This is a genomic window from Streptococcus sp. SN3, from assembly GCF_030439905.1.
Genome location: NZ_JAQFJF010000001.1, coordinates 679,561 through 704,110 on the forward strand (window position 1 = coordinate 679,561; position 24,550 = coordinate 704,110).

Below are 24,550 nucleotides of genomic sequence, written 5' to 3' on the forward strand. Positions count from 1 at the left end.
GGAACTTTGAAAACTTTAAAACTAGAATCCTCATCGCTTTGAATATCAAAAAGGAGAGGACTGATTTAGTCCTCTCCAGATTATAACTTTTCATCAACCCACTACAGTTGACAAAGAGCCGCTTTTCATGTAGCTAATAACTTATTGAATAACTTCAAAAACAGAAACCGTCAGATTTTCAACATAGAAAGGCTTCTTATGACGGCTATTGCCAACTACGAGGCGCAGCTTATCTGCATTCGGCAGATAGTAAGGCAGGCCGCTGGCATTAAAAATGACTTGATAGTGCTTGTCATCCTTGATTTCAAAGATAATCAAGCCACTGCCCTGCTCTGCTGATTGGACAAAGACATGCTTATAAATATCTTCATAGGTCTGATAAGAAAAGGCTTTGCAGCTTGTCTTGAGGCGAATGATGTTCTTGATAAAATCAATACTCTCTTGATGGTCCTGCAAAATATCCCAATTCACCTGATTGACTGGATCTGGCGCATTGTAGCTGTTCATAGCCCTTTCGCGATCGCTATGCAGGACTTGGTCGTCTTCCCCCGTAGCTACAAGCTTAGTACGAGAAAATTCCTGTCCGACCTCCATGAAAGCCATACCCTGCATGAGCAGGTTCATGGCAGTTGCCAGCTCAATCCGCTTGGTGCGAGTCAGAACATCATCGTCGGGATGCAGCTCCGCAAGCAAATCATGTAAATTGAAATTGTCGTGAGCCTCCACGTAGTTAAGAACTTGATCAGGACTGAGATAGCTGCCTAGCTCACTGCTGCCAAGGATAGACTTAGCGACAATATCCTCCGTCGCCTGACCACTGACAAAGCCAGCCTTGATGCCGCCGTAAACCTCGGCTCCTTTGACCGCATCCCGCTCTGTATCATTGAAAAATCCAATTCGCGGTAACTGATAAGCATTGTCCTTCTTAGCCTTGTCTTCTGGTCTCAGGCCCGTCCCCATATCCCAGCCTTCTCCATAGAGCAGGATTCGCGGGTCCACCTCATCCATGGCTTGGCGGATAGCATTCATCGTTTCTACGTCATGAATTCCCATCAGGTCGAAGCGGAAGCCATCTACATTAAACTCCTTCACCCAGTAAAGCAGAGAGTCAATCATAAACTTGCGAAACATTTCGTGCTCGCTGGCCGTCTCACTCCCCACTCCAGTTCCATTTTGGAAAGAGCCGTTAGGATTCATCCGATAGTAATAATCCGGTACTGTAGCCTGAAAAGCAGAATCATAGGTCGAGTAGATGTGATTGTAGACAACATCCAGTGTCACAGAAATCCCCGCATCATGGTAGGCCTGAATCATCGTTTTCAAATCACGGATGGCCTGCGCTGGGTCAGCAGGATTGCTCGAAAAGCTAGTCTCCGGAGCATGATAGTTCTGTGGGTCATAGCCCCAGTTGTAGATTAGCTCTCCATTTTCATCATAGTCCTTTTGACGATCAGACACAGGCTGAAGCTGGACGACATTAACGCCTAAATCACTGATATAGTCAAAGCCTGTCTTTTGCCCTTGATGATTGGTAGTGCCTTTTTGACAGGCTCCCAAGAAGGTCCCGCGCATCTGACTATCCACGCCAGAAGTTTCCGACTTGGTCAAATCCCGAATGTGCATCTCATAAATCACTGCTTGATTTGGATTATCCAAGCGCCAGAAAGCTTCTTTGCCTTGTCGGACCTGAAAACCAGCTACCTCTGTCTCATCCGCTCCAAGAATCGCTGAGCGTTTGCCATCTGGACTGGTCGCAATGGTATAAGGATCTCGAGTATAAAAATTTCGGTATTCAAAGCTAACATGGTAGTGATAAGTTTTGCCGGTCAAGTCTTCTGCTATTTCAACTGACCAGACACCGATGGTGTTTTCCTTATGGTCGTGAGAATATCGGTCTCCTTTTTTCATTGGGAAAATTTTATAAACAGGAGCTTGATTGTCAGCCGATTCATAGACTACTAGTTCTACCTTCCTAGCTGTCGGTGCCCAAACTTTGAAAGTGTGTGCGCCGTCCGTCTGACGGTGTCCCAACCAGCCTTGATAGCCCCAGCATTCATCAAAGTAGTCTGTTCTCAAGGCCATATCAAAGTTATGCGGACGCCGGCGTGAATACTGGTGACTTGTCGTTGCAGCCTGCAGGGAATAATAAACCTGCGTATCTCCCTCAATCAGCCAAATTTCCGTAACCAGATGAGGAGGTAACAGATCAATATGATAGTCACAGGACTGGCTAGACCAGTCTGAACGTTTGATTATCACATGAGCATGATCTAAGGGCTCCCAGGTTTGAAATGATAATTCCCCCTGAATACCAAAATAATCAAGTTTGGAAAAAGCTACTTCCTTTCCCCATTGGTTTATTTGCCACTGCCACATATCATAGGAGAAATAATCCCCAGTCGGATTGTGATAATGGACTAAGACTTTATAGTCTAGCATGTTCTTTCATCTCTTATCTAAAATTATTCTATTGAAAGGGCTGTCTGACTGATTTCATCAATATTGGCAAAAAATTCCAAATGACCGTGCAGCACTTCCAGTTCAACAGGCGTATCGCCGCCGTATTCTCCATCCAAATTTAGCATAAATGGACCTTTTTTATCTAAAACTTCCAGCTGCAGCTTGCTTGTTTTGAGGTATTCTACATTGATATCGCCAACGTGCTGACCGCCATTGATAGCCTGCATCATCAGACTCAGCATGTCAAAGAGATTGGCTGTCTTGACCAAAATCAAGGTAAAATTTCCATCGTCTAATTTAGTGTCTGGCGCTAGCTTTTCAAAACCACCGATAGAATTGGTCAAAGCCGCAAACATAAGCGAAATCTTCCCTTCAAAGACACCGTGGTCGTGCTTGATACGGACCTTGCGGAACTTAGAGCGAGGGAGTTTTTTGGCTCCTTCTGCGACATAAGCAAAGTAGCCTAGGCGAGATTTGACCTCGCTAGGTACGCTATAAGTCAGCTCTGTCAAGGTTCCAGCCGCTGCAATATTGATAAAATACTTGTTACCATAGGCCCGGCCAATATCCATCTTAATGGTCTGATTCTTTTCGATAATGCGAGCCGCCGCTACTGGGTCTCCCATGGGAATCTTGAGAGCACGCGCATAATCGTTGGTTGTGCCAGTTGGAATAAAGGCCAGTTTAGGCCGTTCATCCAGATTCGCCACACCATTAACTACCTCATTGATGGTACCGTCGCCGCCTGCCGCAATAATCAAATCAAATCCTGCTTTTGCTGCTCTTTCAGCTTCTTTTTGAGCAGAAAGGGGGGCCGGAGTGGTTTGGTAGGCGCTGGTTTCATAGCCCACATCCTCCAAAACATCCAGCACTTCCGCAATATTTTTCTTAATAATTTCCTGTCCCGAAGTCGGGTTATAAATCAATCGTGCTCGTTTAATCTTTTCCTTCATACTTCAGCCTCATAAGCTATCAAGCCAATCTTCATCCCGAATTTCAATTCCCAACTCCTGAGCCTTGGCAAGCTTGCTGCCAGCATCTTGGCCAGCTACTATCAGATCCGTTTTTTTAGAAACAGATCCAGAAACATTAGCACCTAGACTCTGCAATTTTTCTTTAGCTTGATTGCGTGTCAATTTTTGTAATTTACCAGTCAAAACAACCGTCATACCTGATAGGGCTGCATCAGCCGCTGCCTTTTGTCCCAGATAGTCCAGATTCACACCTGCTTCCTGCAGTTCCGCCAAAAGAATCTGAGAGCCTTCCTGCTCAAAATAGGTATGCAGGCTTTGGGCAATCACCGTCCCAAGACTGTCGATAGCCGCAATCTCTTCTTGGCTGGCCTGAGACAACCTAGGAATATCATGGAATTTCTCCAGCAAAATCCGACTGGCCTTGCTTCCCACATGGCGAATCCCCAAGCCAAACAAGAGGCGTTCAGCTGAGTTTTTCTTGGAAGCTTGAATAGCAGTATACAACTTATTTGCTGATTTTTCCTTAAAGTTCTCTAGTTCTAGTAAATTTTCTATCGTTAGCCGATAGATTCCAGCCACATCCTTGACTAGATTTTGAGCAAAGAGCTTCTCTACCACTGCTGGACCAAGACCGGTAATGTTCATGGCATCCCGGCTAGCAAAGTGAATCAAGCCCTCCTTGATCTGGGCTGGACAGAGCGGGTTAATGCAGCGCAGAGCCACTTCGTCTTCAAAGTGCACTAGCTCACTCTCGCAGCTTGGACAATGGCTTGGCACTTCCAAAGTCTCTTCTGACACCCGCTTGGACTCAACCACTCGCAAGACAGCAGGAATAATATCCCCCGCCTTATAGACGATAACGGTGTCTTTCTGACGAATATCCTTCTCTGCAATATAGTCCACATTGTGCAAGGTTGCTCGGCTGACAGTCGTTCCCGCTAGCTGCACTGGCGTCAGATTGGCTGTCGGAGTCACCACTCCCGTCCGCCCCACTGTCCAGTCAACAGACAGAAGCTGGGCTTCCTTTTCCTCAGCCGGAAACTTATAGGCGATAGCCCACTTAGGTGCCTTGACAGTAAAGCCAAGCTCCTCTTGCACCGCCAAGTCATTAACCTTGATGACAATACCGTCAATTTCATAAGGCAGGCTATCCCGCTCCTCAGCGATCTTTTCGATAAACTCCCAAACTGATTCAATAGAGTCCGCCAGAATATGAGTAGGATTGACTGAGAAGTCCAAATCTGCCAGCTTGTTTAAGACCTCTTCTTGGCTGCCAACCTGAGTAGGACTGGCTTCTTGGTATAGGAAAGTCGCTAGATTGCGCTTAGCCACAACTGCTGTGTCCAGCTGGCGCAAGGTTCCCGCTGCTGCATTACGTGGATTGGCAAACTCAGGCTCACCATTTTCCTGTCGCAGCTGATTGACCGCATCAAAGGATGCCTTGGGCATATAGCACTCTCCGCGAACCGTAATGTCCAGCGGTTCTTTCAAAGTCAGTGGAATATCCTTGACTCGCTTGAGATTTTCAGTAATGTTTTCACCAACAGAACCATCCCCCCGAGTCGCTCCTGCTACCAAGATTCCATTTTCATAGGTCAGGGAAATAGAGAGCCCATCAATCTTGAGTTCACAAAGATAAGAAACTTGTGGAAATTCCTTGCGAACCCGCTGGTCAAAGGCTAGTAATTCTTCACGTGAAAAAGCATCCTGCAAACTAAAGAGAGGATACTGGTGTGGATATTTTTCAAATCCTTCTAAAATCTTCCCTCCCACCCGATGTGTCGGACTGTCAGGCAGGATATCGGTTGAGTACTTTTCTTCTAACTCCACTAACTCACGATAGAGTCTGTCATACTCGCTATCCGATACACTTGGCCTGTCTGCCGTATAATACTCATGGGCATATCGGTTGAGCAATTCTACTAATTCTGACATTCTTTCTTTCATACTTCTATTTTATCACAAATACACAAAATCTTCCTCTATTTGTTCCGAATTCTTCCTAAAAAACAAGAGGATATAAAAAGAGCGGAAATTCCGCTCTCTGCTGTCTTATTTTGTCAAATCAATACTTTTTGCGATCTGGTTAATAAGGATAGCTCCAGCAATCAAAGAGGCAAATTCTCCAATGGCCGTTGTAAACCAAGTCAGGAAGAATGGCAGGCCTTGCAAGAAGTGCAATTCTGCAGCAATGGTCACCATTGAGATAGAAAAGAATACTGCAAAATAGAAATGATCCAAACGAATCAAGCCTTTAATCAGATATTGATTCTTATAGCGACTGAAAAGATAGACACCCAGTGACAGGAAGACCAAGGTGGACCCACCACCGACAAAGACATCAACGATTCCAAAACTATAGAGATTGGCAATCATACAGCCAATGGTCACACCCATGATATATTTCCGATTATAAAAGGCCATAAAGTTCATCATTTCAGAAATTCTGAACTGGTAAGCACCATAGCTTATAGCATTTAAAGGGGGCGTAATCGTAAGAGCTACATAAATAGCAGCAACAATGGCAATCTGAGCCAAATCACGAACTGTCAGTTTTTCTTGTTTCATGTTTTCTCCTTTAGCGGCTTTACCGCGTGTAATATGCTTGGCGAAAGAAGCTAAGCGCCAAGGGTTGCGTCACATAAGAGGAGCATCATTCGTTGATTCCCCCACAGATTTGGCAACCCAACTAGTATAGCATAAATCCTAGAAATATGATAGACTATCTTTATGAAAACTTTAATCAAAAAATTCTTTGACAATGAGGTTCTGTCCTATCTTTTCTTTGGTGTGGCAACAACTGTCGTATCCGTTGTCAGTCGGATGCTCTGCTATGAATTGACGGGAAATGAACTACTGGCTACGATAATAGGTGATATTCTTGGCATTCTTTTTGCCTTTGTAACCAACGATACTATCGTTTTCAAGCAAGCAAGGAGTGGCTGGCCTTCTAGACTTATCAAATTTTTCACTGCACGTTTGGCTACTATGGGCTTAAATTTACTATTGACTTTTATCTTTGTCACTAGCTTCCCGCAGATCATAGGCCAGTTTGTCAATAACAATATCAAAATGGTCAATACCATCGAAACTTTCATTGCTCAAGTACTGATCATCGTTCTCAACTATGTCTTTAGTAAGATTTTTGTCTTTAAAAACAAGGAGAAATAACAACAAATCAGTCTATTTCACCCTATAAAAGCAAATCTGGACCAGATAATTCTGATCCAGATTTTTTTATTCCTAAATTTCCAAGCTTGGATTATCAAGCGTCAGATGGGTGATTTCACCTTTGACACCAAAATAGTCCTCAATCAGAGTCTGAAGCTCTATCATAGCTGCTTGAGCACGCACGGCCTGCTCTTCGTTGATGGACTCGATAACCAAGATGGCATTCTTGGTCTCCTCGGTCAGCATAGTTCGCTGGGCTTCTCGCCAGTTAAGGCAACGGCAGACAGCCCCTTCTTCATCATAGTAGATGATTTCTTCTGGAAGTGCCGGTGCGTCACTCTCAGCACCCAGCGGGAAAAAGGATTCCCCACCCTTGGCTTTACCTAAATAAAGACCTCCGACAATCTTATCCAAATCCTCACCGCCACATGGAACCGCATAAGACAGCGAGACACTGTTGTAGATATCGACCAAAGGATTGATTGGATGAAATTCACGCCCCTGACTGACCCGCTTGAGCAGAGCTTCGATAGAGGAACGCGCTCCTTTCTTGGTCTTGAATTGGCTGAAGGCCTGCCGCCACTCCTGAATGACTTCATTTTGAGTGAAGTTCTCGTCTGGGATAAAGTCATCAGCTCGCTTCGCTCCCTTATCCAGCAGGGATTTGAAATATGGGTCCTTACTTTCATCCACACTATTATCCAGCCCCTTGACCACTAAAACACTAATCTGAGCTTCCGGAAATACTCGCCAAAATTCATGTTCAACTGTAACTTTCATGATGTACCTCTTCAATCTTAATAGTTTCTTTTTTGTCCTTTTTTGACTGCTTCCCAGTCACCTGTGATGTTTTCACGCACTCGTACCAGCATTTTCTCCAAGGCTTGAACTTCCGCCTGAGAAAAGCCCCGCAGGGATGTCTCCTCAGAGTAGTCGTTCTCCGCTAGGATAAAAGGATAAAGTTTTTCCCCTTTTTCCGTCACAAACCATTCCTTGTTCTTCTTGTTGTCCTTGGCTGCCTTCTGCTGAACCAAGCCCTTGGCCTCTAGCTTCTTAACAGAACGAGCAACCGTTGAGCGATCCACCTTGAGCAGCTCCGACAGCTCCTCTTGGATGATTCCCGGATTCTCCGCGATTCGCACCAGATAAAGATATTGTCCCCGTGCCAGCTCTATATCACGGAACTCAATATTAGCAATAGAATCCAAAGCTCGGGCAATAATCCCAATTTCCCGCAATACTGACATATTCCCTCCTTTAATTTTTATTTGAATCTATTATATCATATTTTATTGCAAATGCAATAAAATCAACTAAAAAGAAAAAAGAGGATAAACCTCTTTAAATTTGACAAAAATATCTTTTTCTAGTTTTCTTCCTTATAGTATTTTTGTAATTCTTCCGCTGAATTAATGACATGTTCCTGCCCATCTACTGAATATTTAGCTGGGATAGTCACGTTCTCAAATACATTAGTCCCTGGCGGAAAGAAGAGTTCAGCAACTTTTTTAACTAACGCTACATCTGTTGTTTCATTTAGGAATGTAACCTGTCCACCATATCCTTGAATGATTTTATATAAATCTGGATAGTTTTTAGCAAGAACTGTTTTTTTGAGGTTTTCTGGAGGGTAGTCCTCACTCAGACCGGCATCAATATAGGACACAATTACCCCCTTTTTAATTAGATTATCATGAAAACTCGTATAAGAAACAAAATTGTTTTGGTTAGATACACCTTCCGTTTTCACCTCATTAGCTGGTAAAATCTTACCTTCGTCCAAATCAATAAAGTGAACCTTATAATCTTCATCTTTTTTAGAATGTTTAGGATGGAGGAGGATTCGAACATACTTCTTTTGATGAGAAATATCTATCCAAATTCCGGTTGATTCTATTTCAGAAGGAACAAGATTATCATCAAAAGAACGCACCATCTTAAAAACATCAAATTCTTTTCTTTCTAGTTTTTCTCCCACCAGCTTATAAACAGCTAACCTCCAATATTCTCCTTTTTCTGGTATATTCCGATTAAAATCATATAAACTTTGTTTTGGATTATTCTTCAACTTCATATAACTATTCACAAAATAACCATGACCAAATGTCATTATACTATCATAATTAGGAACAGCTTCTGACTCGACTGCAGTCATTTCCCTTTGTTCCTCAGACTTTACAACTTCCCAATTATAAAAGATGGCTTTTTCCCCTTCAAAAAATTTATAATTCGGTCTATACTCAGGCACATAGTAGGTGTATTGACCATAATTTTCTTGAAACTGTACCTTTTGACAATTATCCCAGATATAATAGCCTACAAATCCTAGAATCAAGACTAGAGCGATCACAATACTCTCCCATTTAGTTATTTTTTTACTTTTCATGCTTATTTATCCTTCTCCACTCTAAAACAACATCAGTCTTCTTCATCTACACCTTCTTCTTGAAAGTAAAGCGGCCTGTGCTTTCAACTTGAAATCCTGACTCACAGCAGCTCTGGATACTGGCATTAAGCACTGCGCCAACAATCAAAATTTTAGCAATTATGATAAACCAAAACATCATCACAACCATAATGATAGAGCTGAAAAAGCGAACATCAACCAGGTGATTTAAATAATTATCCATGTAGACAGAAAAGATATTCAGCAAAGACAGAATAGTTAAGAGCACGAAGGCGCTTCCGGGCAGAACATAGCGTTTCTTGCTGATTTTCACATTAGGAAGAAAATAATAGAGCATAACCAAAACCGCAAAGAGTGAGGCGTAAATCAGGGGCTCGGTAAAATGCTGCAAGTGCTGATAGAGCTGGCTATCTAGCTTCCAGTAAGTACGGAGGAAATCCAGCGACATATGGCCAAACATGGTCAGAAAGAGGGCCAAGGCAAAGAGAATCTGCAGACCAAGACTCACAAATAGACTCATGACGCGATGAGAAATCAGCCCCCGGCTCTTGGCTACCCCATAGGCTTTGTTAAAGGCAATCTGTAGGAAATTCATGGACTTGGAAAAAGTCCAAAGAGCCGACAAGACTGAGAAGCTCAGCAGGCCAGTCGAAGGCTGGGTCAGCACTTCACGCATGACTTTTGCTACAACATCATATAAAGTCTCTGGCAGCATGTCCTTGATGGCTGTCAGAAAATCCGCAATTGGAATATGGAAATAAGGCAGAATATTGACGACAATCAAGAGCAAAGGAAAAACGGAAATCAGCCAATAATAAGCAACTGCAACGCTGGTCAGCTCACTATCTGCCTCTTTATAAAAACGGAAAAATGCTCTTAAAAACTGATTGTTGCGAATCTTGGCAAAAAATTTCTTCACTCTCTTCTCCTTCAAAAAAGCTGAGACAACTGCCCAGCCTTTGATTTCTAATAAGTCCCTTCTTCTCCCTGGCTGGTCAGAATGACAGGTCCATCTTTTGTAATGACAAACTGATGCTCATACTGACAGGACAGGCCGCCATCCAGTGTTTTGTGTGCCCAGCCGGTCTCAAAGTCCGTATCAATTTCCCAGGTACCTGTATTGATCATGGGCTCGATAGTCAGAACCATTCCCTCACGCAAGCGCAAGCCGCGTCCTGCTCGACCATAATGCGGCACCATAGGCTCCTCATGCATGGTTGGGCCAACACCATGCCCCACCAAATCTCGCACAACGCCATAGCCATGACTTTCAGCGTATTCCTGAATAGCTGCGCCAATGTCACCAATACGATTGCCAACCTTAGCAGCCGCAATTCCACGATAGAGACATTCCTTAGTCACATCCATCAGCTGCTGAGCCTCTGGGCTAATCTTCCCTACTGCATAGGTCCAGCAAGAGTCTGCCACACCGCCCCGGAAGCTCTCTGTGTGCTGCTTCATCTGTGCTACATTGTCAAAGTCTAGCTTGGACACATCCAGCTCTGCCTTATCGACCAAGCCAACAACCATATCAACGCTGATGACATCGCCTTCTACCAGTTTCTGATGACGGGGAAAGGCATGGGCTACCTCGTCATTAAGAGAGCAGCAAGTCGCATAAGGATAGTCCATGACAGACCCTTCAACACCAATCTGCAGGGGCAGCGCATTGTCTTCTTTACAACGCTTGCGGACATACTCTTCGATGTCCCACATGTCAATGCCTGGCTTAATCAAGTCTCTCAAACCAATATGGACAGAAGCCAGAAAATCTCCACTCTTGTCCATCAAGTCAATTTCACGCTGTGATTTTAAAGTAATCATTCTTTCTCTAAATTCCTCTTCTTAATTAATTTTCACTGTAATCGTGGCTTTGGCAACCAGCATCGCTTCCAAATACATCTCAAAGTCAATAATGGCTGTCCGCCTAGTCTGACGGATAATACGCGGCTGGATATGCAGCAGGTCATCAATCTGGACCGCCTGAAAGAAATAAATCATCAGCTGGTCGATTATCAGGCTGCGGCCGCTGTTGACCATGAGCTGCTGGGTAATCCGAGTCAAAATTTCTGTCAGCACACCGTTGGCCAGCACACCATTTTGCTCCAGCATAAAAGGCTCAACAGTAAAGGAAAACAAATCATCCTGACGGCTAATCTTCTGTCCTACCTGCTCACTGAAAGTCGGCAAGCTGGAAATCTGAGAACGACTCATTTTTTCCATAATGTCCCGCCGCGTAATCACACCCAGCAAGGTCTGATTGCTGCGCACTACTGGTATCATTTCGAAATCTTCTGCAATCATGCGCTGGCTGATATTGGCAATATTAGCCGATAAGCCTGTCATAAAGACGTTTTTCGTCATGACCTTGTCCAAGGTTGTCAGAGGAGACTTATCCCCAGCATCCCGCATGGTTACTACCCCCACTAGCATCTGCTGCTGGTTGATAACCGGAAACCGGCTGGCGCGATTGCGACGAACCAAGTCTAGATAGTCACGAACAGTATCAGTATCATGCAAGAAGCCGTACTCGTGGCTAGAGCGATATACCTGCTCCACTGTTAAAATATCGGTCTTGATTTGCATATTAGACAGGGCACGATTAATCATGGTTGCAACGGTGTAGGTATCGTGCTTGGTCCTGAGAACCGGTATATTAAGCAAATTAGCCATCTTTAGAACTTCCGAGCTGACTTCAAAACCTCCAGTAACCAACACCGCATTCTCATTTTCCAGAGCCAAGAGCTGAATTTTCGTCCGGTCTCCAACAATCAGGAGACCGCCCTCTGTCAGATAGCGTAGGATATTCTGCTCCGTCATGGCTCCGATGGAAAATTTATTGAATTCTTTTTCTAGACCATCTTCTCCAGCCAATACTTCTGAGCCAGTAATATCAACAATTTCCTTGTAGGTCAGATGCTCCAAGACAACTTTCTTGGACTTGACCCGAACCGTACCACTCCGAGGCCTGGTCTCAACAATACCGCGGTTCTCCGCTTCCTTGATCGCTCGATAGGCCGTCCCATCACTAACTCCCAGATAGTTTGAAATACTGCGGACACTGACCCTCTTGCCAATTGGAAGATTTTCAAGATAGGTTAAAATTTCCTGATGCTTACTCATTAAAATCTCCTCTCTCATAACGGTACTCCAGATAATCTCTCATCTTCCTCGTGTACCGATCGCTCCCTTTAAACTGCCGGTAGAGGCTGAAGCCAGATTTTTGAGCCACCTTTTGACTAGCTAGGTTCTCTGCATGAGTGATAATACTGAGGCGCTTGAAGTCAAAGCGGGTAAAAGATAGAAAAGCAATCTCTCGGACAATTTCTGTCATTAGTCCTTGGCCCCAGTAGTCTTGCCGCAGAAAATAACCTAACTCAGCCTCTTTCTTGATCTCGTCCATCTTTTCAAACTTGACAGAGCCAATCATTTCCTGCGTTTCCTTGTGACAAATGGCCCAAATCCCCAGAGGATTTTTCATAAAGAAATTGGCAATGACGTATTCACTTTCCTCTAGGCTTGCTTCTGTCGGAAAAATGAACTGAGTATTTTCCGGATTGGACGCAATCTTATATAGGGCCCCTGCATCTTCAAAGACAATAGGCCGCAAAAAAGCATGCTCTGTCTCAATAAATGAGCAGGCTGCTAAATGTGTCCACAAATTCATCTGCTACCTCTACAAAAAATAAGCGAAAAACGCTTATTCTTCTATCAACTGGATATCTGCACCCAGACTTGTTAATTTTTCAATAATATTAGAATAGCCGCGCAGGATAAACTCGATATTAGTAATCTCTGTCTTTCCTTGAGCCATTAAACCTGCAATAACCAAGGCAGCTCCTGCTCGTAAATCGGTCGCCTTGACCTGAGCTCCCTGCAGTTGATTTGGTCCCTCATAGACAATCTGATCGCTGCTGGTCGAAATCTTGCCTGCCATCTTAGCCAGCTCCGCCACATGGTTAACCCGCTTCTCATAGATGGTGTCCGTAATCTTACCATGGCCATTAGCCGTCAGCAAGAGCGGAGTGATGGGCTGTTGTAGGTCAGTTGCAAAGCCTGGATAAGGAGAAGTCTTAATGTTGATAGCTCGCAGGTTTTGCTGCTCTTCGACAAAAATGCTGTCTTCAGAAACCGTCATCCGAACACCCATTTCCTCAAGCTTGGCAATAAAACTCTCTAAATGCTCATAAAGGACATTATTAATCTGAATTCCCTGTCCAATAGCTGCAGCAAGAGCGATATAAGTCCCTGCCTCGATACGGTCTGGAATTACTTGATGACGAGTTCCATGGAGGTGTGGAACCCCCTCAATCGTGATAATATCAGTACCTGCTCCACGGATGTGCGCTCCCATATTATTCAAGAGAGTTGCCACATCAATGATTTCTGGCTCCCGCGCTGCATTTTCAATAATAGTCCGACCTTTGGCCTTGACAGCAGCTAACATCGTATTGATGGTAGCACCCACGCTGACCGTATCCATATAAATGCTAGCGCCTTTCAGCTGCTGACCTCCTGTGGATAGGTTCATGTAGTTGCCGTCCATGGTCATCTTAGCCCCCATGGCTTCAAAAGCCTTGAGATGCAAGTCAATAGGACGCGGCCCCAAGTCACAACCACCAGGCAGACCTACTGTTGCTTCACCATAGCGACCAAGCAAGCTTCCATAGAAATAATAAGAAGCCCTTAGACTGTTGATTTTCCCATAAGGCATAGGGACGTTTTGGATACCACGCGGATCAATCGTCAGACTGTCCTCAGAGCGAGTAACACTAGCCCCCATGGCAATCATGATATCAATCAGACTATCCACGTCCGAAATATCCGGAACGCCATCCAACGTTACAATATCATCCGCCAGAATCACAGCCGGAATCAAGGCAACGACACTGTTTTTAGCACCATTAATAGTCACCTCTCCTTTTAAGGGGCGACCACCATGTATTACAATTTTTTTCATGTTTAAAATAAAGCTCTTTCAAGGTATTGCCATTTATTATACCACAGATTCGGGAAATTTCCTATACTTTTGGATAAATAAGACAATTGAAATTAAAATGAAACAGGGAAAATTGCTTTTTCAACAGTTCTTTCAGAAAAATACAGTATTACCAAGACTGAGAGAAGCGCAAGGCTAGACTGCTTGCCTTGTAAAAACTGCCTATATAAAAAAGTTCTCAATCATTACAATTGAGAACTGTCATCTTACTGGACTGCTGCTTTCAAATCCTCTACCTTATCCAACTTTTCCCAAGGCAGGTCAATGTCTGTCCTACCCATGTGGCCATAAGCTGCTGTCTGACGATAGATTGGACGTTCCAGATCCAGCATTTGAATGATGCCGGCCGGACGCAAATCAAAAATCTGACGAACAGCTTCCTGCAACTTGCTTTCTGCAACAGTACCAGTGCCAAAAGTATCAATCCGTACAGAAACCGGCTGAGCCACACCAATGGCATAGGCTAGCTGCACTTCTGCTTTCTTGGCCAGTCCCGCCGCCACGATGTTTTTAGCAATGTAACGAGCTGCGTATGAAGCTGAGCGGTCGACCTTGGTTGCATCCTTACCAGAAAAGGCACCGCCACCATGACGAGCATAACCGCCGTAAGTATCCACAATAATCTTACGTCCAGTCAAGCCAGAGTCACCTTGCGGGCCGCCAATTACAAAGCGACCGGTTGGATTGATGAAGAATTTCGTCTTATCATCCAAATATTGGGCTGGGATAACTGCTTTAATTACCTTTTCAATCACATCACGATGAATCTCTTCATTAGTCGCTTCTGGGTCATGCTGGGTCGAAATAACTACCGTATCCACGCGCACTGGCTGGTCATTTTCATCGTACTCAACGGTCACCTGAGACTTAGCATCTGGTCGCAGATAGGCAATCTCTCCTGATTTGCGCAATTCCGCCAATCGACGGACTAGCTTGTGACTGAGCGAGATAGGCAGCGGCATGAGCTCCGGCGTTTCATCCACCGCAAAGCCAAACATAAGCCCCTGGTCTCCAGCACCAATCAAGTCCAATGGATCTTGATCCGCATTCCCACGAACTTCCAGAGCTTCGTTGACACCCTGAGCAATATCTGGCGACTGCTCCACTAAAGATGGATGCACACCGACCGTCTCTGCCGAAAAGCCATACTCTGTATTGGTGTAGCCAATCTCTGCAATGGTATCACGAACCACACGATTGATATCCACATAGGCTGTGGTCGAAATTTCACCAAAAACATGAACCGAGCCCGTATAAACGGCTGTTTCAGCAGCCACATGGGCATTTGGATCCTGACTCAAGACAGAATCCAAAATAGCATCGGAAATTTGGTCTGCAATCTTATCGGGATGTCCCTCCGATACAGATTCAGACGTGAAAAGTTTACGTTCTGACATAGAAATGTCCCCCCTTAAAAAATATTAAACAAATAAGCAAACTCCAAAATGATGAAAATCTTGTCACCTACGAGTTACGACGCAAAAGAAATAAAAACGATACCTTTTTATTTCTGAGCTAGTAAGGCGCATAGGGTGACCGCAGCATAGCGGCAACCGTAGAATGACGAGCGACTTTGGAGCCGTCATTGTTTGCGAGTTACAAAGTACTGATAGAAGTTTCCTACCACCTTATCGGGACTATATAACCTCCTCATTATACCACTTTTCGCTAAAAAATTCAGAATTTTTTAAATAGAAAAAGCTATAGCCGAAAACTATAGCTTTATTGCAATGATAAACTAAGGGCAGCTTGCTAACAACTCTTCAACTTCCGCCTTACCGATAGCATCACCAGCTTGGTCAAAAAGTCTGATAGCAGCCGCAAAGCTGGTTCTTGCTTCTTTGAGATTTCCCAAAGCTTGAGCAATTTCACCCAAGCCTCGGTAACTACATGCATGATTGATCACATCATCTGACTCCTTAGCACAGATATTCGCCTTTCGCATAAACTCCTGAGCTTGAGTCAATCGGCCTAATTTAAGATTTAGATAGCCTAACTCATAGAGATTAACTGATTGACGATAATGGTCATCTGGGAAGTACATCGCTAGGAAAGCAGCTTCTTTTTCTATCCACTCTAAAGCTTGATAAAAATCTCCCGCAACTCTAGCAACATAACCTAGCTGATGATAAGCGATATGCTCATTTTCAATATCACCATCATTCTGAGCCTGAATCAGATAAAGCTCCAAATTTGCAAAAGCATTCTGATAATCTTGCCTTTCTACAGCAAGATAAGCTCGCAAATTCCAGCGGCTAAAGGAATCTTTTTCCAGCTGCTGCTCTAGTTCTTCGGCCTTATTTAACTGTCCTTCAAAGAAATGCTGCCAAGCAGCTGCCAATTTATCATTCATCTGCCTTCTCCTTTTACCTCCAGAACTTCTCCTCTAAACTAAATCCGTTTGAGCAATGGCCTTCTTGACATCATCCAGCGGCAAATGAACTAATTCCACTTCTTTTTCCTTGTAGAGATACTGAGCATAGTCATCTATGCGATATTGGTTGATGTAGACTACCCGTTTGCAGCCGACCTGAAGTAGTTGCTTGGTACAGTTGAGGCAGGGAAAATGGGTCACATAAGCCGTAAATCCCCTAGGAACTCCCCGCTCGGCTCCCTGCAAGATAGCATTGACCTCAGCGTGCAAGGTCCGTACGCAGTGGTCGTCAATAACCAAACACTCATGGTCAATACAGTGCTCAGTCCCCGAAACAGAGCCATTGTAACCAGTTGAAATAACCTTATTATCCTTGACCAAGACAGCGCCAACTTTGGCTCGCTTGCAGGTTGAGCGATTAGCGATTAAGAGAGCCTGAGCCGCAAAATACTGATCCCAAGCCAAACGATTCTCTGACATAATTTCTCCATTCTACTGATTTTTTATTCACATAAGTATTTTTTCTATTATATCGTAAATTCCTATTTTTAACTAGCTTTATCATGAAAGCTGTCTTATCAGCAAACATGCCTTTATCTATAATATAAGTTGCATGGCAGACTATTTATCTCTTTATACTTTTCATTAAGAGTTATCGAAAAAGAACCAAGGAAATCCTCAGTTCTTATTTTAATTATTTACCAAGCTTAGCTTTAGCTGCATCTGCAAGAGCTGTGAAAGCTGCTGCATCGTTAACAGCCAAGTCAGCCAACATTTTACGGTTAACTTCAATCTCAGCCAATTTCAAACCATGCATCAATTGTGAGTATGAAAGTCCGTTCAAACGAGCTGCCGCATTGATACGAGTGATCCAAAGTTTGCGGAAGTCACGTTTTTTCTGACGACGGTCACGGTATGCATAGTAGTAAGAGTTCATTACTTGCTCTTTTGCAGTACGGAACAAGATATGTTTTGCTCCATAGTAACCTTTAGCTAATTTTAAAATACGTTTACGGCGTTTGCGTGATACAACGCCACCTTTAACACGTGCCATTTATATTTCCTCCAATATTTCCTAGATAATCATTACAGTAGTTCTTATTTCAGACCTGTAAGCATTGCTTTGATACGCTTGAAATCTCCTGCATGCACCATTCCTGCTTTGCGAAGATGACGGCGTTGTTTCTTAGTCTTTCCGTGGAAACGGTGAGAAGTGTAAGCACGGAAACGTTTCAAGCCACCAGAACCTGTACGTTTGAAACGCTTAGCTGATGCGCGGTGTGTTTTTTGTTTTGGCATAATGTTTTCTCCTTTTTCTATCTTTCTGACAATCTATTTTTTGTCAGGAATTGGCGCCATCTGCATGAACATCTGACGTCCATCCATCTTAGGCTTTTGCTCAATGATAGCAACATCTTGAGTCGCTTCAGCAAAATCTGCTAAAACTTTAGCCCCGATTTCTTTGTGGGTAATCATCCGGCCTTTGAAGCGGATAGATACCTTTATTTTATTTCCTTTTTCAAGGAACTTGCGTGCGTTGCGAAGTTTAGTGTCAAAGTCTCCCTTATCAATGGTTGGGCTGAGACGGACTTCCTTCACAGTAACAACACTTTGTTTCTTGCGTTGTTCTTTTTGTTTTTTCTGGTACTCAAATTTGAACTTGCCATAGTCCATAATTTTTGCAACAGGTGGTTTAGCTTGTGGCTGAATCAGGACCAAATCGACATTTGCTTCATCCGCAAGAGACTGCGCTTCGCTCAGCGGTTTAATACCTAATTGTTCGCCGTCAAGACCGATCAAGCGAACTTCACGCACACGAATTTCATCATTGATGAATAAGTCTTGTTTTGCTATGGTTTTCACCTCTTTTTTTATTTTTAGAGAAAAACAAGTGCGGACCTGCTAACGCAAACCCGCACTACACGATAATATTTCATTACTGAAACTGAATCCTGTAGAGCCAGACAACGTTAGTCGCAAGGCGAGAAGCTCTCACTTCTGCTTTTCTCAACTCTACTATCATACCAAGTTTCATTTTATTTGTCAATTATTTTTTTCGCTTTTTCTTCGATAAATGCAACAACTTCAGAAATACCAACACCCGTGGTATCAAAATGAATGGCATCGTCTGCAGGTCTCAATGGCGAAACCTCGCGGTGACTATCCTTATAATCCCGCTCTGCAATTTCTTCTTTCAGTTTCTCCAAGTCAGCAGGAATGCCTTTAGATAGATTTTCCTTATATCGGCGCTCAGCTCTTTCATCAACCGAGGCTACCAGATAAATCTTGAGCTCAGCCTGAGGCAAGACAACCGTTCCAATATCACGGCCATCCATGACAATCCCTCCCTGAGCTGCAATTTGCTGCTGCAAGGCAACCAGTTTCTCACGGACTTGAGGAATGGCAGATACCCAGGAAACATTATTGGTGACTTCATTTTCCCGAATTGGGTGAGTCACATCCACATCGCCGACAAAGACTAGCTGCTCGCCATCTTCTGCTCGACCAAAACTGACCGAATGATTATTGAGCAAGTCTACAATTTCAGTGGCATCTGCTTCCGTCAGATGATGCCGCAGAGCCAGATAGGTTGCAGCCCGGTACATGGCTCCTGTATCTAAATAAGTATAGCCAAAATCTTTAGCAATAATCTTGGCAACGGTCGATTTTCCACTGGAAGCTGGACCATCAATCGCAATTTGAATCTGTTTCATGGCTGGCTCCTACTCAATCTTCACAACATCACCTGGGTTGGCATACCAAGAACCAGTAGACATATGAGAAGGGTTAAGCTGTTCCAGCTTGGCAATGGAAATACCTGCACGCGCCGCAATAGCTGCCTCACCTTCACCAGGCTGAACAGTCAGAGTCCCTTCAGATGATTCTGTGGTATTTGCCGCTGGCTGCTCTGCTGTAGAAGACGCTTCACTGCTGGAACTTGCTGCTGAAGTGCCGTAGAAACCTTCCATTTGGGTTTGTCTATTACTCCCTCCAGTAGACAGATAGGTCAGGAAGCACACCACCGCAACTACTAAAATACAGAAAATAATGGTTAATATGGTCAACAAGCGGTCTGCATTCAAGGCGCTAAACTTCTTAGTTCGTTTCAACTTATCTTCTCCGTTATCGTATACATCTTCTTCCCATGGTTCTTTTTCCATGACTTCCTCCTTGAGTTTTTCTTAAAATCTTATTACAATATGGGTATGAAAGTATCACTCATTCCCGAACGGTGCATTGCCTGTGGGCTCTGTCAAACCTACTCTGATCTCTTTGACTATCATGACAATGGCATCGTCAAATTTTACCAGGACGACCAGCTCCTAGAAAAGGAAATAGCTGAGGATCCCGATGTCGTGGAAGCCATCAAAAACTGCCCAACCCGAGCTCTTTTGAAAGACTAGGATTTTTTGGACTGACTGCCATAGTATGCTTCAAAATAGTCAATATGGGTAAAATTATCTACTAATTCTACCTCACCCTTAAAATGCTCATTAAGGGCCAGGGCATTGACAAAATATTTTTTAGGCCACTTGCGCATACAAAAACTCCGGCTGCGGCTCTGCCCTTTAAAATATAAGGTAATTGACGTCTTAGTCACTTCGACTTTTTCAATATCTGAAATCTTGACCTTTATCGGAGTAAAGGGATTGGCTGTGATAATTCGCAAGGTTCCATCGTCATAAATGGTAAAATAACGATGGACTCCCATTCCCAGCAAAACCATGAATAAGAAGAAAGAAAACAGAACAAGAGTTGGCACTCGTGAGCTTTCATACATCAAAGCCAGGCCAACAAAAATCGGAATGACCGATAAAGACCAATATATTATCAGGATAGCTACATCTGGCTGCCAGTGATAGCGAACCTTACCGAAAATCTTTATCATGCTCACACCCCCATACTATTAGTTTAGCATAAATTAAGAAAAAATAGAACAGGTAGACTTGCCTATTCTATTTTTTTATTTATGATTTTGCTGTCTTAAAGAAGCTATCGGACAAGTAGCCCTTGCCTCTGACCATATCATACTCAATCAGTTTCAAATCATCTGCTATTTCTTGAGCTTCTTCGTCCAATTCCTTTTTATCGACACTGGCTTTATGCAATACTTCTGTTAATAAAGCATAGTAAGGTGATACTTTGGAATTGGTCTGCTCCAGTAAGAGAGCGGAGAAATCACTAGAATTGACTCTTGGATAATCGAGTTTAGGAGTTTCATAATTACTCCAAACGAAATAATCTGTCAGATATTGGCTTTCTGGATTTTCTTTAAAGGCTGACTGAGGATAGAGACCAGGCAAATGGTCACCGTAAAAGACGACTGTTACTTTTTTATCTACCTTTGAAAGCTTCTCCAAAAACTCCTTAGTCGCCTGATCTGTATGGTAAAGCATTCTGACATAGCTGGAAAGAGATTCGTTCCCTTCCTTACTAAAGTCAGGATAGCTGGCAGACATGTAGACAGGATTGGGCTCACTCCAAGGCATGTGGTTCTGCATGGTCATGACAGAGAAAAACTGTCCCTGCTTGCCATTCAAATGTTCCAAGACCTGATTATAAGTCGTTTTATCGCTGTAATTACCACCTATATTATCACCCTTTAGGCCTTTAGTACCATAGTGAATAAAGGTATCAAATCCCAAATCCTGGTAAATGACATTTCTGGCATAATTGCTAGGGGAGGCCAGATGGATTACTGTCCGATTCTTAGATGAATAAGCATCACTAATGGAAGGGAATCTATTCATCCTCGGGACAATTTCAGTATAGAGAACCGAAATAGACGGAGACAGATTATAAAAAGGTAAACCAGTCAGGGTCTGAAATTCCATGTTGGCCGTTCCTCCACCATAGCCGTCTGACTTCATCAGTCCACTGGTGGTGCGAGTTTTAACTTCCTGAATATAAGGAATTGGATTCTCAGACATAGTAACGCCGTCAACCCGAGCAGGGTCAGAAAAACTTTCACTCAGAATATAAATTACCGTTTGATCTTCGATTTTATTCTGGCGTTCTTTGTTAATAGCTTCCGCAAGATTCTTATACTTTTTTTCTATCTCTTGAATCTTTTCCTTAGAATAGCCACGCGGCTCAATCATGGTTGTATCCGACATCTGTGAAAACCAGACAAAAGAAAGGGAGCGCAGCTGTGAATTGACAGTATTTCCCATCCAAGTCAGGTCATGGAAATTATTTAAGATCGAAATAACTGGGATATTCTCTACTATTTTGCCATTCTTTTTAGTAGCAAATATATCCATGACTCCCAAGAAAAAGACCAGGGGCAGGACTAGCAAGAGGAGCTGGTATTTAAGAAGGGTAATGAGCTTTCCTGGCAAGATTTTCTTACGCAAATACCAATAAAGAGCGCCTAGAGCAGCTAGTCCCAAGATAGCATAAAATCCATAATTGCCTCCGAGAAAGTCAAAGAGAGTCTTGGGATTTCTCAGCCAGACCATATCACTAGGCAATATTGGCTCTTGGCGATACTGAAATTTCAGACTGCTGGCTATGGTAGCAACCACTACTAGCGCTGTTATCAGCATAGTTGGCAGGAGAAAATGATTGAAAATCAGGTAAAGAGCCATAAAAATCATGAAAAAAACAATGATTTGAAAGAGACTGGCTCCAGTGAAAAGATACTGATCCAAAACAATCACGTCTCCTCGGATACTATTTTGGATTGTATAGTTAAAGATAAGAGCAAACACTGCACTCAACACAAAAGCAACAGAAACACTGGCTTTATTCTGAGCGAGTTCACGCAATCCCTTAACAGCTAGAAAGCTGGGGAGAGAAAGCAGGATAAAGATTAGTGCGATAAGGCAGAGGAAAGTTAGCACAAAGTTCTGCGTTATATCCAACTTGCCTTCCTCAAGGAAATTCACTAAATAGCTTTGGTGATGCAGCAATTCCGGCATCTTATCGTCCATCAAAGCAAGAAATAGAAAGAATTGGGAGAGAAAAAGATTTTCCAGTACCTCTCTATTTTTCTTATTAACCTGCAAGAACTTACCTGGAAAGCGTTTTTTAAGCTTTGGAAAATGGATAAAAATATACGCAAATAAGAAAATCAAAAGCAAGCCAGGCAGGGAGTTAAACTGCCAAAAATGATTGCTGAAAACCCGTTCTGCTTTGAACTCAAAATCATTGACATGCTGCGTTACTGTCAGTAAGTAAGAAAATCCTGTATAAAGAGCGTAAATAATAGCTGACCATAGGAAAAATCTTTTGCTGAAGAGCTGAGACAAAAGCTTGCCCAAGCCAAACAAAAGAGGAAGCAACATCAGAAAGGCCAGCCACAAGGCTGGATAGCTCCGCAAATCTTCGCCTTCCTCCAATAATAAGACTGTCGTGACAGCGACTATATCTAAAAATAAAAAACTAATCAGCAGGTATGAGAACTGCTTATAGTGGTTGAGTAAAAATTTCATTTTTCTTTCTGGTAAATAGTTATATTCTCTAGCGAGATTTTTTGTAAACCAAGAATCTCACTTTTTCTTTAAAAGATTGGACAAACGATTTCTAATCTTTTGAGATAAATTTTTCTGACTTAATTTTTCTTTTTGCTCGGTCAACTCTTCCCTTTTCCTCTGCAAGTCCAGTAAAGAGGGGAGGGAAGATAAGGGCATAATCTTGAAATCATAATGACTGTCCCAAGCTATATAAACCAATAAATGCTCTAAAACATCAGACAACTCCTGCTCAGAGGATGGCAAGCTTTCTAAGCTCTTCATCTGGAACAAACTAGTCAAAGCAGAATATTTGAACCATAAGAAGCCGCCATAGACTCTCGTTAGAGAAGGGGCGGTCATAAAGTCAAAAGACTTATGCAAACCAGCTTCCTGCCAGACAGCAGTCAGACTTGGAAGCGGCGGTTCTGACTCAAACAAGCCATCTCTGACTAGGCGCGGCAAATCTGGAATAACCAGCCCTACAGCAGACTCCTGCTCTAGCGCTTCTATGCTTGCATCTGCATAATCAACCATCATATTTATCAAATCAGAGCGCATAGCTTGGTCAAAAACAGCCTGATTTTCCATTATTCTATGAGTAGATAGATGACCAATATAAACATAGTTTTGGAGAATCTCCTTCTGCTCTAGCATGGCAAGCAAGGCATGAGATTTCTGACTTAGGACAATCTGCACTTTATCGTCCAGATGAGCCAGCGCTGTCTGTAGCTGTTTCAGCATTTCTGGAAGATTTGTTGTCACCAAATACTGGTACTGAGACGCTAGAGAGAATAGCTTTTCCTGATACTGCTGAAAAATAGGAAAATTCGTTACATGGATATGCAGGAGGACAGACTGATTTGTCCGATAGCTTGAAGTCGATTGGGACAAATACTTGTCCTGCAGCAAACAAGGAAGGTCTGGGCCAAAATGATAGAACAGGTGTTCCCTAATCAGGGAAGTCGGATAGGATGAGTTGGTTTCAAGTTCTTCCAGCAAATATCTAGCCAAAAAAGGATTACCTGTGAGAGCCTTCACCTTTAGAAAAGGAACCTTCGCTTCCAGAATTCTAAGAGGCTTATAGTATGAAAAATCTGGATGAAGCAATTCTCTCGCTACTTCCTGACGGGTATCAAGGAGAGATTGATATCTGAATCCTGCCTCTACAAAACGCTTGGTAAACTGGGTCTCGTAATGGTCTATCACATCTTGAACGTCAGCAAAATCTTCTACCTGCGACCAAAATTCTCGGAAAGCCTTGTCTTTAAGAACTGACTGCTTAAAGATGACGAAGTAGCTCTGCAGGTGTTCTTCAAAGTATCTGGTCTTGCGAAAATTAGTCATTCCCCAAAAATCGACTTGCAAATCCTCCTCAAAGTGCTGATAAATGGGCGCCAAATCCCATAGTGGACCAAAGCAAGTGTCGTTCATGAGAGTCAGAGAGTCTGAGTTCTGCAAAGTATCAAAACCCAGCCAGTTCATACCGTCACGCCAAGCTGCAAAATCAAAGCCTTGATTATCCCGCTCAAGCAAGTCAGCAATCCCCAAATCTTCTCTCAGCCGGCATTTGTCCTCATCGCTCAAAGGACTATTTGAAATAAAAAGAATCTTAGAAAAAAGCGGCTTTAGCTGCTCCAATTGATAGAAGACATGACCGCTTATATGATTGCATTTATTGAAATGAACATAGAGTAATATTCGTTCCAT

25 protein-coding genes, 1 riboswitch and 1 other annotated feature are annotated in these 24,550 nt (G+C 43.1%); of the genes, 2 read left to right on the plus strand and 23 right to left on the minus strand.

All coding sequences use genetic code 11. From position 1 onward, the window contains the following. Positions 1-141: 141 nt before the first annotated feature. The 4 genes from pulA to PCY71_RS03100 all read right to left on the minus strand — a co-directional run bounded on the left by pulA (position 142) and on the right by PCY71_RS03100 (position 6,002). Entirely contained in the window at positions 142-2,439 is a 2,298-nt protein-coding gene (gene pulA, locus PCY71_RS03085; RefSeq protein ID WP_048774191.1) for a type I pullulanase, read from the minus strand. A 23-nt stretch (positions 2,440-2,462) separates the two neighbouring features. Continuing rightward, positions 2,463-3,413 (minus strand): diacylglycerol kinase family lipid kinase, encoded by a 951-nt coding sequence (locus PCY71_RS03090; RefSeq protein ID WP_048774193.1) that lies wholly within the window; start codon positions 3,411-3,413, stop codon positions 2,463-2,465. Between the two features lie 9 nt (positions 3,414-3,422). Beyond that, positions 3,423-5,381, minus strand: a complete 1,959-nt coding sequence (gene ligA / locus PCY71_RS03095) for an NAD-dependent DNA ligase LigA (RefSeq protein WP_301412444.1) — start codon at positions 5,379-5,381, stop codon at positions 3,423-3,425. Between the two features lie 105 nt (positions 5,382-5,486). Further along, positions 5,487-6,002: a QueT transporter family protein gene (locus PCY71_RS03100; protein WP_101771539.1), complete on the minus strand. Its 516-nt coding sequence runs from the start codon at positions 6,000-6,002 to the stop codon at positions 5,487-5,489. Continuing rightward, positions 6,000-6,136, minus strand: a riboswitch (PreQ1 riboswitch). Its footprint overlaps the gene before it by 3 nt. 28 nt (positions 6,137-6,164) lie before the next feature. Here PCY71_RS03100 and PCY71_RS03105 point away from each other — a divergent pair. Continuing rightward, positions 6,165-6,605, plus strand: a complete 441-nt coding sequence (locus tag PCY71_RS03105; protein WP_101771540.1) for a GtrA family protein — start codon at positions 6,165-6,167, stop codon at positions 6,603-6,605. Positions 6,606-6,677: 72 nt separating this feature from the next. Here the strand turns inward: PCY71_RS03105 and PCY71_RS03110 are convergent, their stop codons facing one another. The 16 genes from PCY71_RS03110 to PCY71_RS03185 form a co-directional block, all read right to left on the minus strand. Next, positions 6,678-7,385 carry a B3/4 domain-containing protein gene (locus tag PCY71_RS03110; protein WP_002917013.1) on the minus strand — a complete coding sequence of 236 codons (708 nt, stop codon included), beginning with the start codon at positions 7,383-7,385 and terminating at the stop codon, positions 6,678-6,680. Between the two features lie 17 nt (positions 7,386-7,402). Next, entirely contained in the window at positions 7,403-7,852 is a 450-nt protein-coding gene (locus PCY71_RS03115; RefSeq protein WP_101771541.1) for a MarR family winged helix-turn-helix transcriptional regulator, read from the minus strand. A 119-nt stretch (positions 7,853-7,971) separates the two neighbouring features. Beyond that, positions 7,972-8,991, minus strand: coding sequence for a hypothetical protein (locus tag PCY71_RS03120; protein ID WP_101771542.1), 1,020 nt, complete (start codon positions 8,989-8,991; stop codon positions 7,972-7,974). 46 nt (positions 8,992-9,037) lie between these two features. Then, a complete protein-coding gene (locus tag PCY71_RS03125; RefSeq protein WP_180949277.1) occupies positions 9,038-9,946 on the minus strand; it encodes a YihY/virulence factor BrkB family protein in 909 nt (302 codons plus the stop codon). A gap of 32 nt (positions 9,947-9,978) precedes the next feature. Continuing rightward, positions 9,979-10,836: a methionyl aminopeptidase gene (locus tag PCY71_RS03130; RefSeq protein WP_002900015.1), complete on the minus strand. Its 858-nt coding sequence runs from the start codon at positions 10,834-10,836 to the stop codon at positions 9,979-9,981. Between the two features lie 21 nt (positions 10,837-10,857). Continuing rightward, the gene (gene spxR, locus PCY71_RS03135) at positions 10,858-12,135 is read right to left on the minus strand and encodes a CBS-HotDog domain-containing transcription factor SpxR (protein WP_009659239.1); all 1,278 of its coding nucleotides are present in this window, start codon (positions 12,133-12,135) and stop codon (positions 10,858-10,860) included. After that, positions 12,128-12,679, minus strand: coding sequence for a GNAT family N-acetyltransferase (locus PCY71_RS03140; RefSeq protein ID WP_002897261.1), 552 nt, complete (start codon positions 12,677-12,679; stop codon positions 12,128-12,130). Before PCY71_RS03140 ends, spxR begins: the two co-directional genes overlap by 8 nt. Before the next feature lie 33 nt (positions 12,680-12,712). Beyond that, the gene (locus PCY71_RS03145; RefSeq protein ID WP_002895048.1) at positions 12,713-13,972 is read right to left on the minus strand and encodes a UDP-N-acetylglucosamine 1-carboxyvinyltransferase; all 1,260 of its coding nucleotides are present in this window, start codon (positions 13,970-13,972) and stop codon (positions 12,713-12,715) included. Between the two features lie 245 nt (positions 13,973-14,217). Then, a complete protein-coding gene (gene metK / locus PCY71_RS03150; RefSeq protein WP_101771545.1) occupies positions 14,218-15,408 on the minus strand; it encodes a methionine adenosyltransferase in 1,191 nt (396 codons plus the stop codon). 341 nt (positions 15,409-15,749) lie between these two features. Beyond that, positions 15,750-16,364, minus strand: a complete 615-nt coding sequence (locus PCY71_RS03155; RefSeq protein ID WP_101771546.1) for a tetratricopeptide repeat protein — start codon at positions 16,362-16,364, stop codon at positions 15,750-15,752. Between the two features lie 33 nt (positions 16,365-16,397). Beyond that, on the minus strand, positions 16,398-16,865 hold the full coding sequence (locus PCY71_RS03160; RefSeq protein WP_101771547.1) for a cytidine/deoxycytidylate deaminase family protein: 468 nt from the start codon (positions 16,863-16,865) through the stop codon (positions 16,398-16,400). A 214-nt stretch (positions 16,866-17,079) separates the two neighbouring features. Next, a complete protein-coding gene (gene rplT / locus PCY71_RS03165; RefSeq protein ID WP_000124830.1) occupies positions 17,080-17,439 on the minus strand; it encodes a 50S ribosomal protein L20 in 360 nt (119 codons plus the stop codon). Positions 17,440-17,483: 44 nt separating this feature from the next. Continuing rightward, a complete protein-coding gene (gene rpmI / locus PCY71_RS03170; RefSeq protein WP_002895038.1) occupies positions 17,484-17,684 on the minus strand; it encodes a 50S ribosomal protein L35 in 201 nt (66 codons plus the stop codon). 33 nt (positions 17,685-17,717) lie between these two features. Beyond that, on the minus strand, positions 17,718-18,248 hold the full coding sequence (gene infC, locus PCY71_RS03175; RefSeq protein ID WP_002895037.1) for a translation initiation factor IF-3: 531 nt from the start codon (positions 18,246-18,248) through the stop codon (positions 17,718-17,720). A 16-nt stretch (positions 18,249-18,264) separates the two neighbouring features. After that, positions 18,265-18,395: a sequence feature (ribosomal protein L20 leader region), on the minus strand. 26 nt (positions 18,396-18,421) lie between these two features. Beyond that, the gene (gene cmk / locus PCY71_RS03180; RefSeq protein ID WP_002909356.1) at positions 18,422-19,099 is read right to left on the minus strand and encodes a (d)CMP kinase; all 678 of its coding nucleotides are present in this window, start codon (positions 19,097-19,099) and stop codon (positions 18,422-18,424) included. Between the two features lie 9 nt (positions 19,100-19,108). Next, a complete protein-coding gene (locus PCY71_RS03185) occupies positions 19,109-19,546 on the minus strand; it encodes an SAG1386/EF1546 family surface-associated protein (RefSeq protein ID WP_002897255.1) in 438 nt (145 codons plus the stop codon). Positions 19,547-19,591: 45 nt separating this feature from the next. On the opposite strand from PCY71_RS03185, the gene PCY71_RS03190 reads away from it, so the two are divergent. Continuing rightward, positions 19,592-19,789, plus strand: a complete 198-nt coding sequence (locus PCY71_RS03190) for a ferredoxin (protein ID WP_301280215.1) — start codon at positions 19,592-19,594, stop codon at positions 19,787-19,789. Here the strand turns inward: PCY71_RS03190 and PCY71_RS03195 are convergent. The 3 genes from PCY71_RS03195 to PCY71_RS03205 all read right to left on the minus strand — a co-directional run bounded on the left by PCY71_RS03195 (position 19,786) and on the right by PCY71_RS03205 (position 24,550). Beyond that, complete coding sequence (locus PCY71_RS03195; protein WP_002895031.1) at positions 19,786-20,274, minus strand: EbsA family protein; 489 nt, start codon at positions 20,272-20,274, stop codon at positions 19,786-19,788. The genes PCY71_RS03190 and PCY71_RS03195 overlap by 4 nt on opposite strands. Positions 20,275-20,353: 79 nt before the next feature. Continuing rightward, a complete protein-coding gene (locus tag PCY71_RS03200) occupies positions 20,354-22,822 on the minus strand; it encodes an LTA synthase family protein (protein WP_002909354.1) in 2,469 nt (822 codons plus the stop codon). Positions 22,823-22,879: 57 nt separating this feature from the next. Continuing rightward, on the minus strand, positions 22,880-24,550 hold the full coding sequence (locus tag PCY71_RS03205; RefSeq protein ID WP_002909353.1) for a rhamnan synthesis F family protein: 1,671 nt from the start codon (positions 24,548-24,550) through the stop codon (positions 22,880-22,882).

What these genes read in the sequence shown, in the direction of transcription:
- pulA (WP_048774191.1), bottom strand. Translation starts at nt 2,439, where the DNA reads ATGCTAGACTATAAAGTCTTAGTCCATTATCACAATCCGACTGGGGAT.
- PCY71_RS03090 (WP_048774193.1), bottom strand. Translation starts at nt 3,413, where the DNA reads ATGAAGGAAAAGATTAAACGAGCACGATTGATTTATAACCCGACTTCG.
- ligA (WP_301412444.1), bottom strand. Translation starts at nt 5,381, where the DNA reads ATGAAAGAAAGAATGTCAGAATTAGTAGAATTGCTCAACCGATATGCC.
- PCY71_RS03100 (WP_101771539.1), bottom strand. Translation starts at nt 6,002, where the DNA reads ATGAAACAAGAAAAACTGACAGTTCGTGATTTGGCTCAGATTGCCATT.
- PCY71_RS03105 (WP_101771540.1), top strand. Translation starts at nt 6,165, where the DNA reads ATGAAAACTTTAATCAAAAAATTCTTTGACAATGAGGTTCTGTCCTAT.
- PCY71_RS03110 (WP_002917013.1), bottom strand. Translation starts at nt 7,385, where the DNA reads ATGAAAGTTACAGTTGAACATGAATTTTGGCGAGTATTTCCGGAAGCT.
- PCY71_RS03115 (WP_101771541.1), bottom strand. Translation starts at nt 7,852, where the DNA reads ATGTCAGTATTGCGGGAAATTGGGATTATTGCCCGAGCTTTGGATTCT.
- PCY71_RS03120 (WP_101771542.1), bottom strand. Translation starts at nt 8,991, where the DNA reads ATGAAAAGTAAAAAAATAACTAAATGGGAGAGTATTGTGATCGCTCTA.
- PCY71_RS03130 (WP_002900015.1), bottom strand. Translation starts at nt 10,836, where the DNA reads ATGATTACTTTAAAATCACAGCGTGAAATTGACTTGATGGACAAGAGT.
- spxR (WP_009659239.1), bottom strand. Translation starts at nt 12,135, where the DNA reads ATGAGTAAGCATCAGGAAATTTTAACCTATCTTGAAAATCTTCCAATT.
- PCY71_RS03140 (WP_002897261.1), bottom strand. Translation starts at nt 12,679, where the DNA reads ATGAATTTGTGGACACATTTAGCAGCCTGCTCATTTATTGAGACAGAG.
- PCY71_RS03145 (WP_002895048.1), bottom strand. Translation starts at nt 13,972, where the DNA reads ATGAAAAAAATTGTAATACATGGTGGTCGCCCCTTAAAAGGAGAGGTG.
- metK (WP_101771545.1), bottom strand. Translation starts at nt 15,408, where the DNA reads ATGTCAGAACGTAAACTTTTCACGTCTGAATCTGTATCGGAGGGACAT.
- PCY71_RS03155 (WP_101771546.1), bottom strand. Translation starts at nt 16,364, where the DNA reads ATGAATGATAAATTGGCAGCTGCTTGGCAGCATTTCTTTGAAGGACAG.
- PCY71_RS03160 (WP_101771547.1), bottom strand. Translation starts at nt 16,865, where the DNA reads ATGTCAGAGAATCGTTTGGCTTGGGATCAGTATTTTGCGGCTCAGGCT.
- rplT (WP_000124830.1), bottom strand. Translation starts at nt 17,439, where the DNA reads ATGGCACGTGTTAAAGGTGGCGTTGTATCACGCAAACGCCGTAAACGT.
- rpmI (WP_002895038.1), bottom strand. Translation starts at nt 17,684, where the DNA reads ATGCCAAAACAAAAAACACACCGCGCATCAGCTAAGCGTTTCAAACGT.
- cmk (WP_002909356.1), bottom strand. Translation starts at nt 19,099, where the DNA reads ATGAAACAGATTCAAATTGCGATTGATGGTCCAGCTTCCAGTGGAAAA.
- PCY71_RS03185 (WP_002897255.1), bottom strand. Translation starts at nt 19,546, where the DNA reads ATGGAAAAAGAACCATGGGAAGAAGATGTATACGATAACGGAGAAGAT.
- PCY71_RS03190 (WP_301280215.1), top strand. Translation starts at nt 19,592, where the DNA reads ATGAAAGTATCACTCATTCCCGAACGGTGCATTGCCTGTGGGCTCTGT.
- PCY71_RS03195 (WP_002895031.1), bottom strand. Translation starts at nt 20,274, where the DNA reads ATGATAAAGATTTTCGGTAAGGTTCGCTATCACTGGCAGCCAGATGTA.
- PCY71_RS03200 (WP_002909354.1), bottom strand. Translation starts at nt 22,822, where the DNA reads ATGAAATTTTTACTCAACCACTATAAGCAGTTCTCATACCTGCTGATT.
- PCY71_RS03205 (WP_002909353.1), bottom strand. Translation starts at nt 24,550, where the DNA reads ATGGAACGAATATTACTCTATGTTCATTTCAATAAATGCAATCATATA.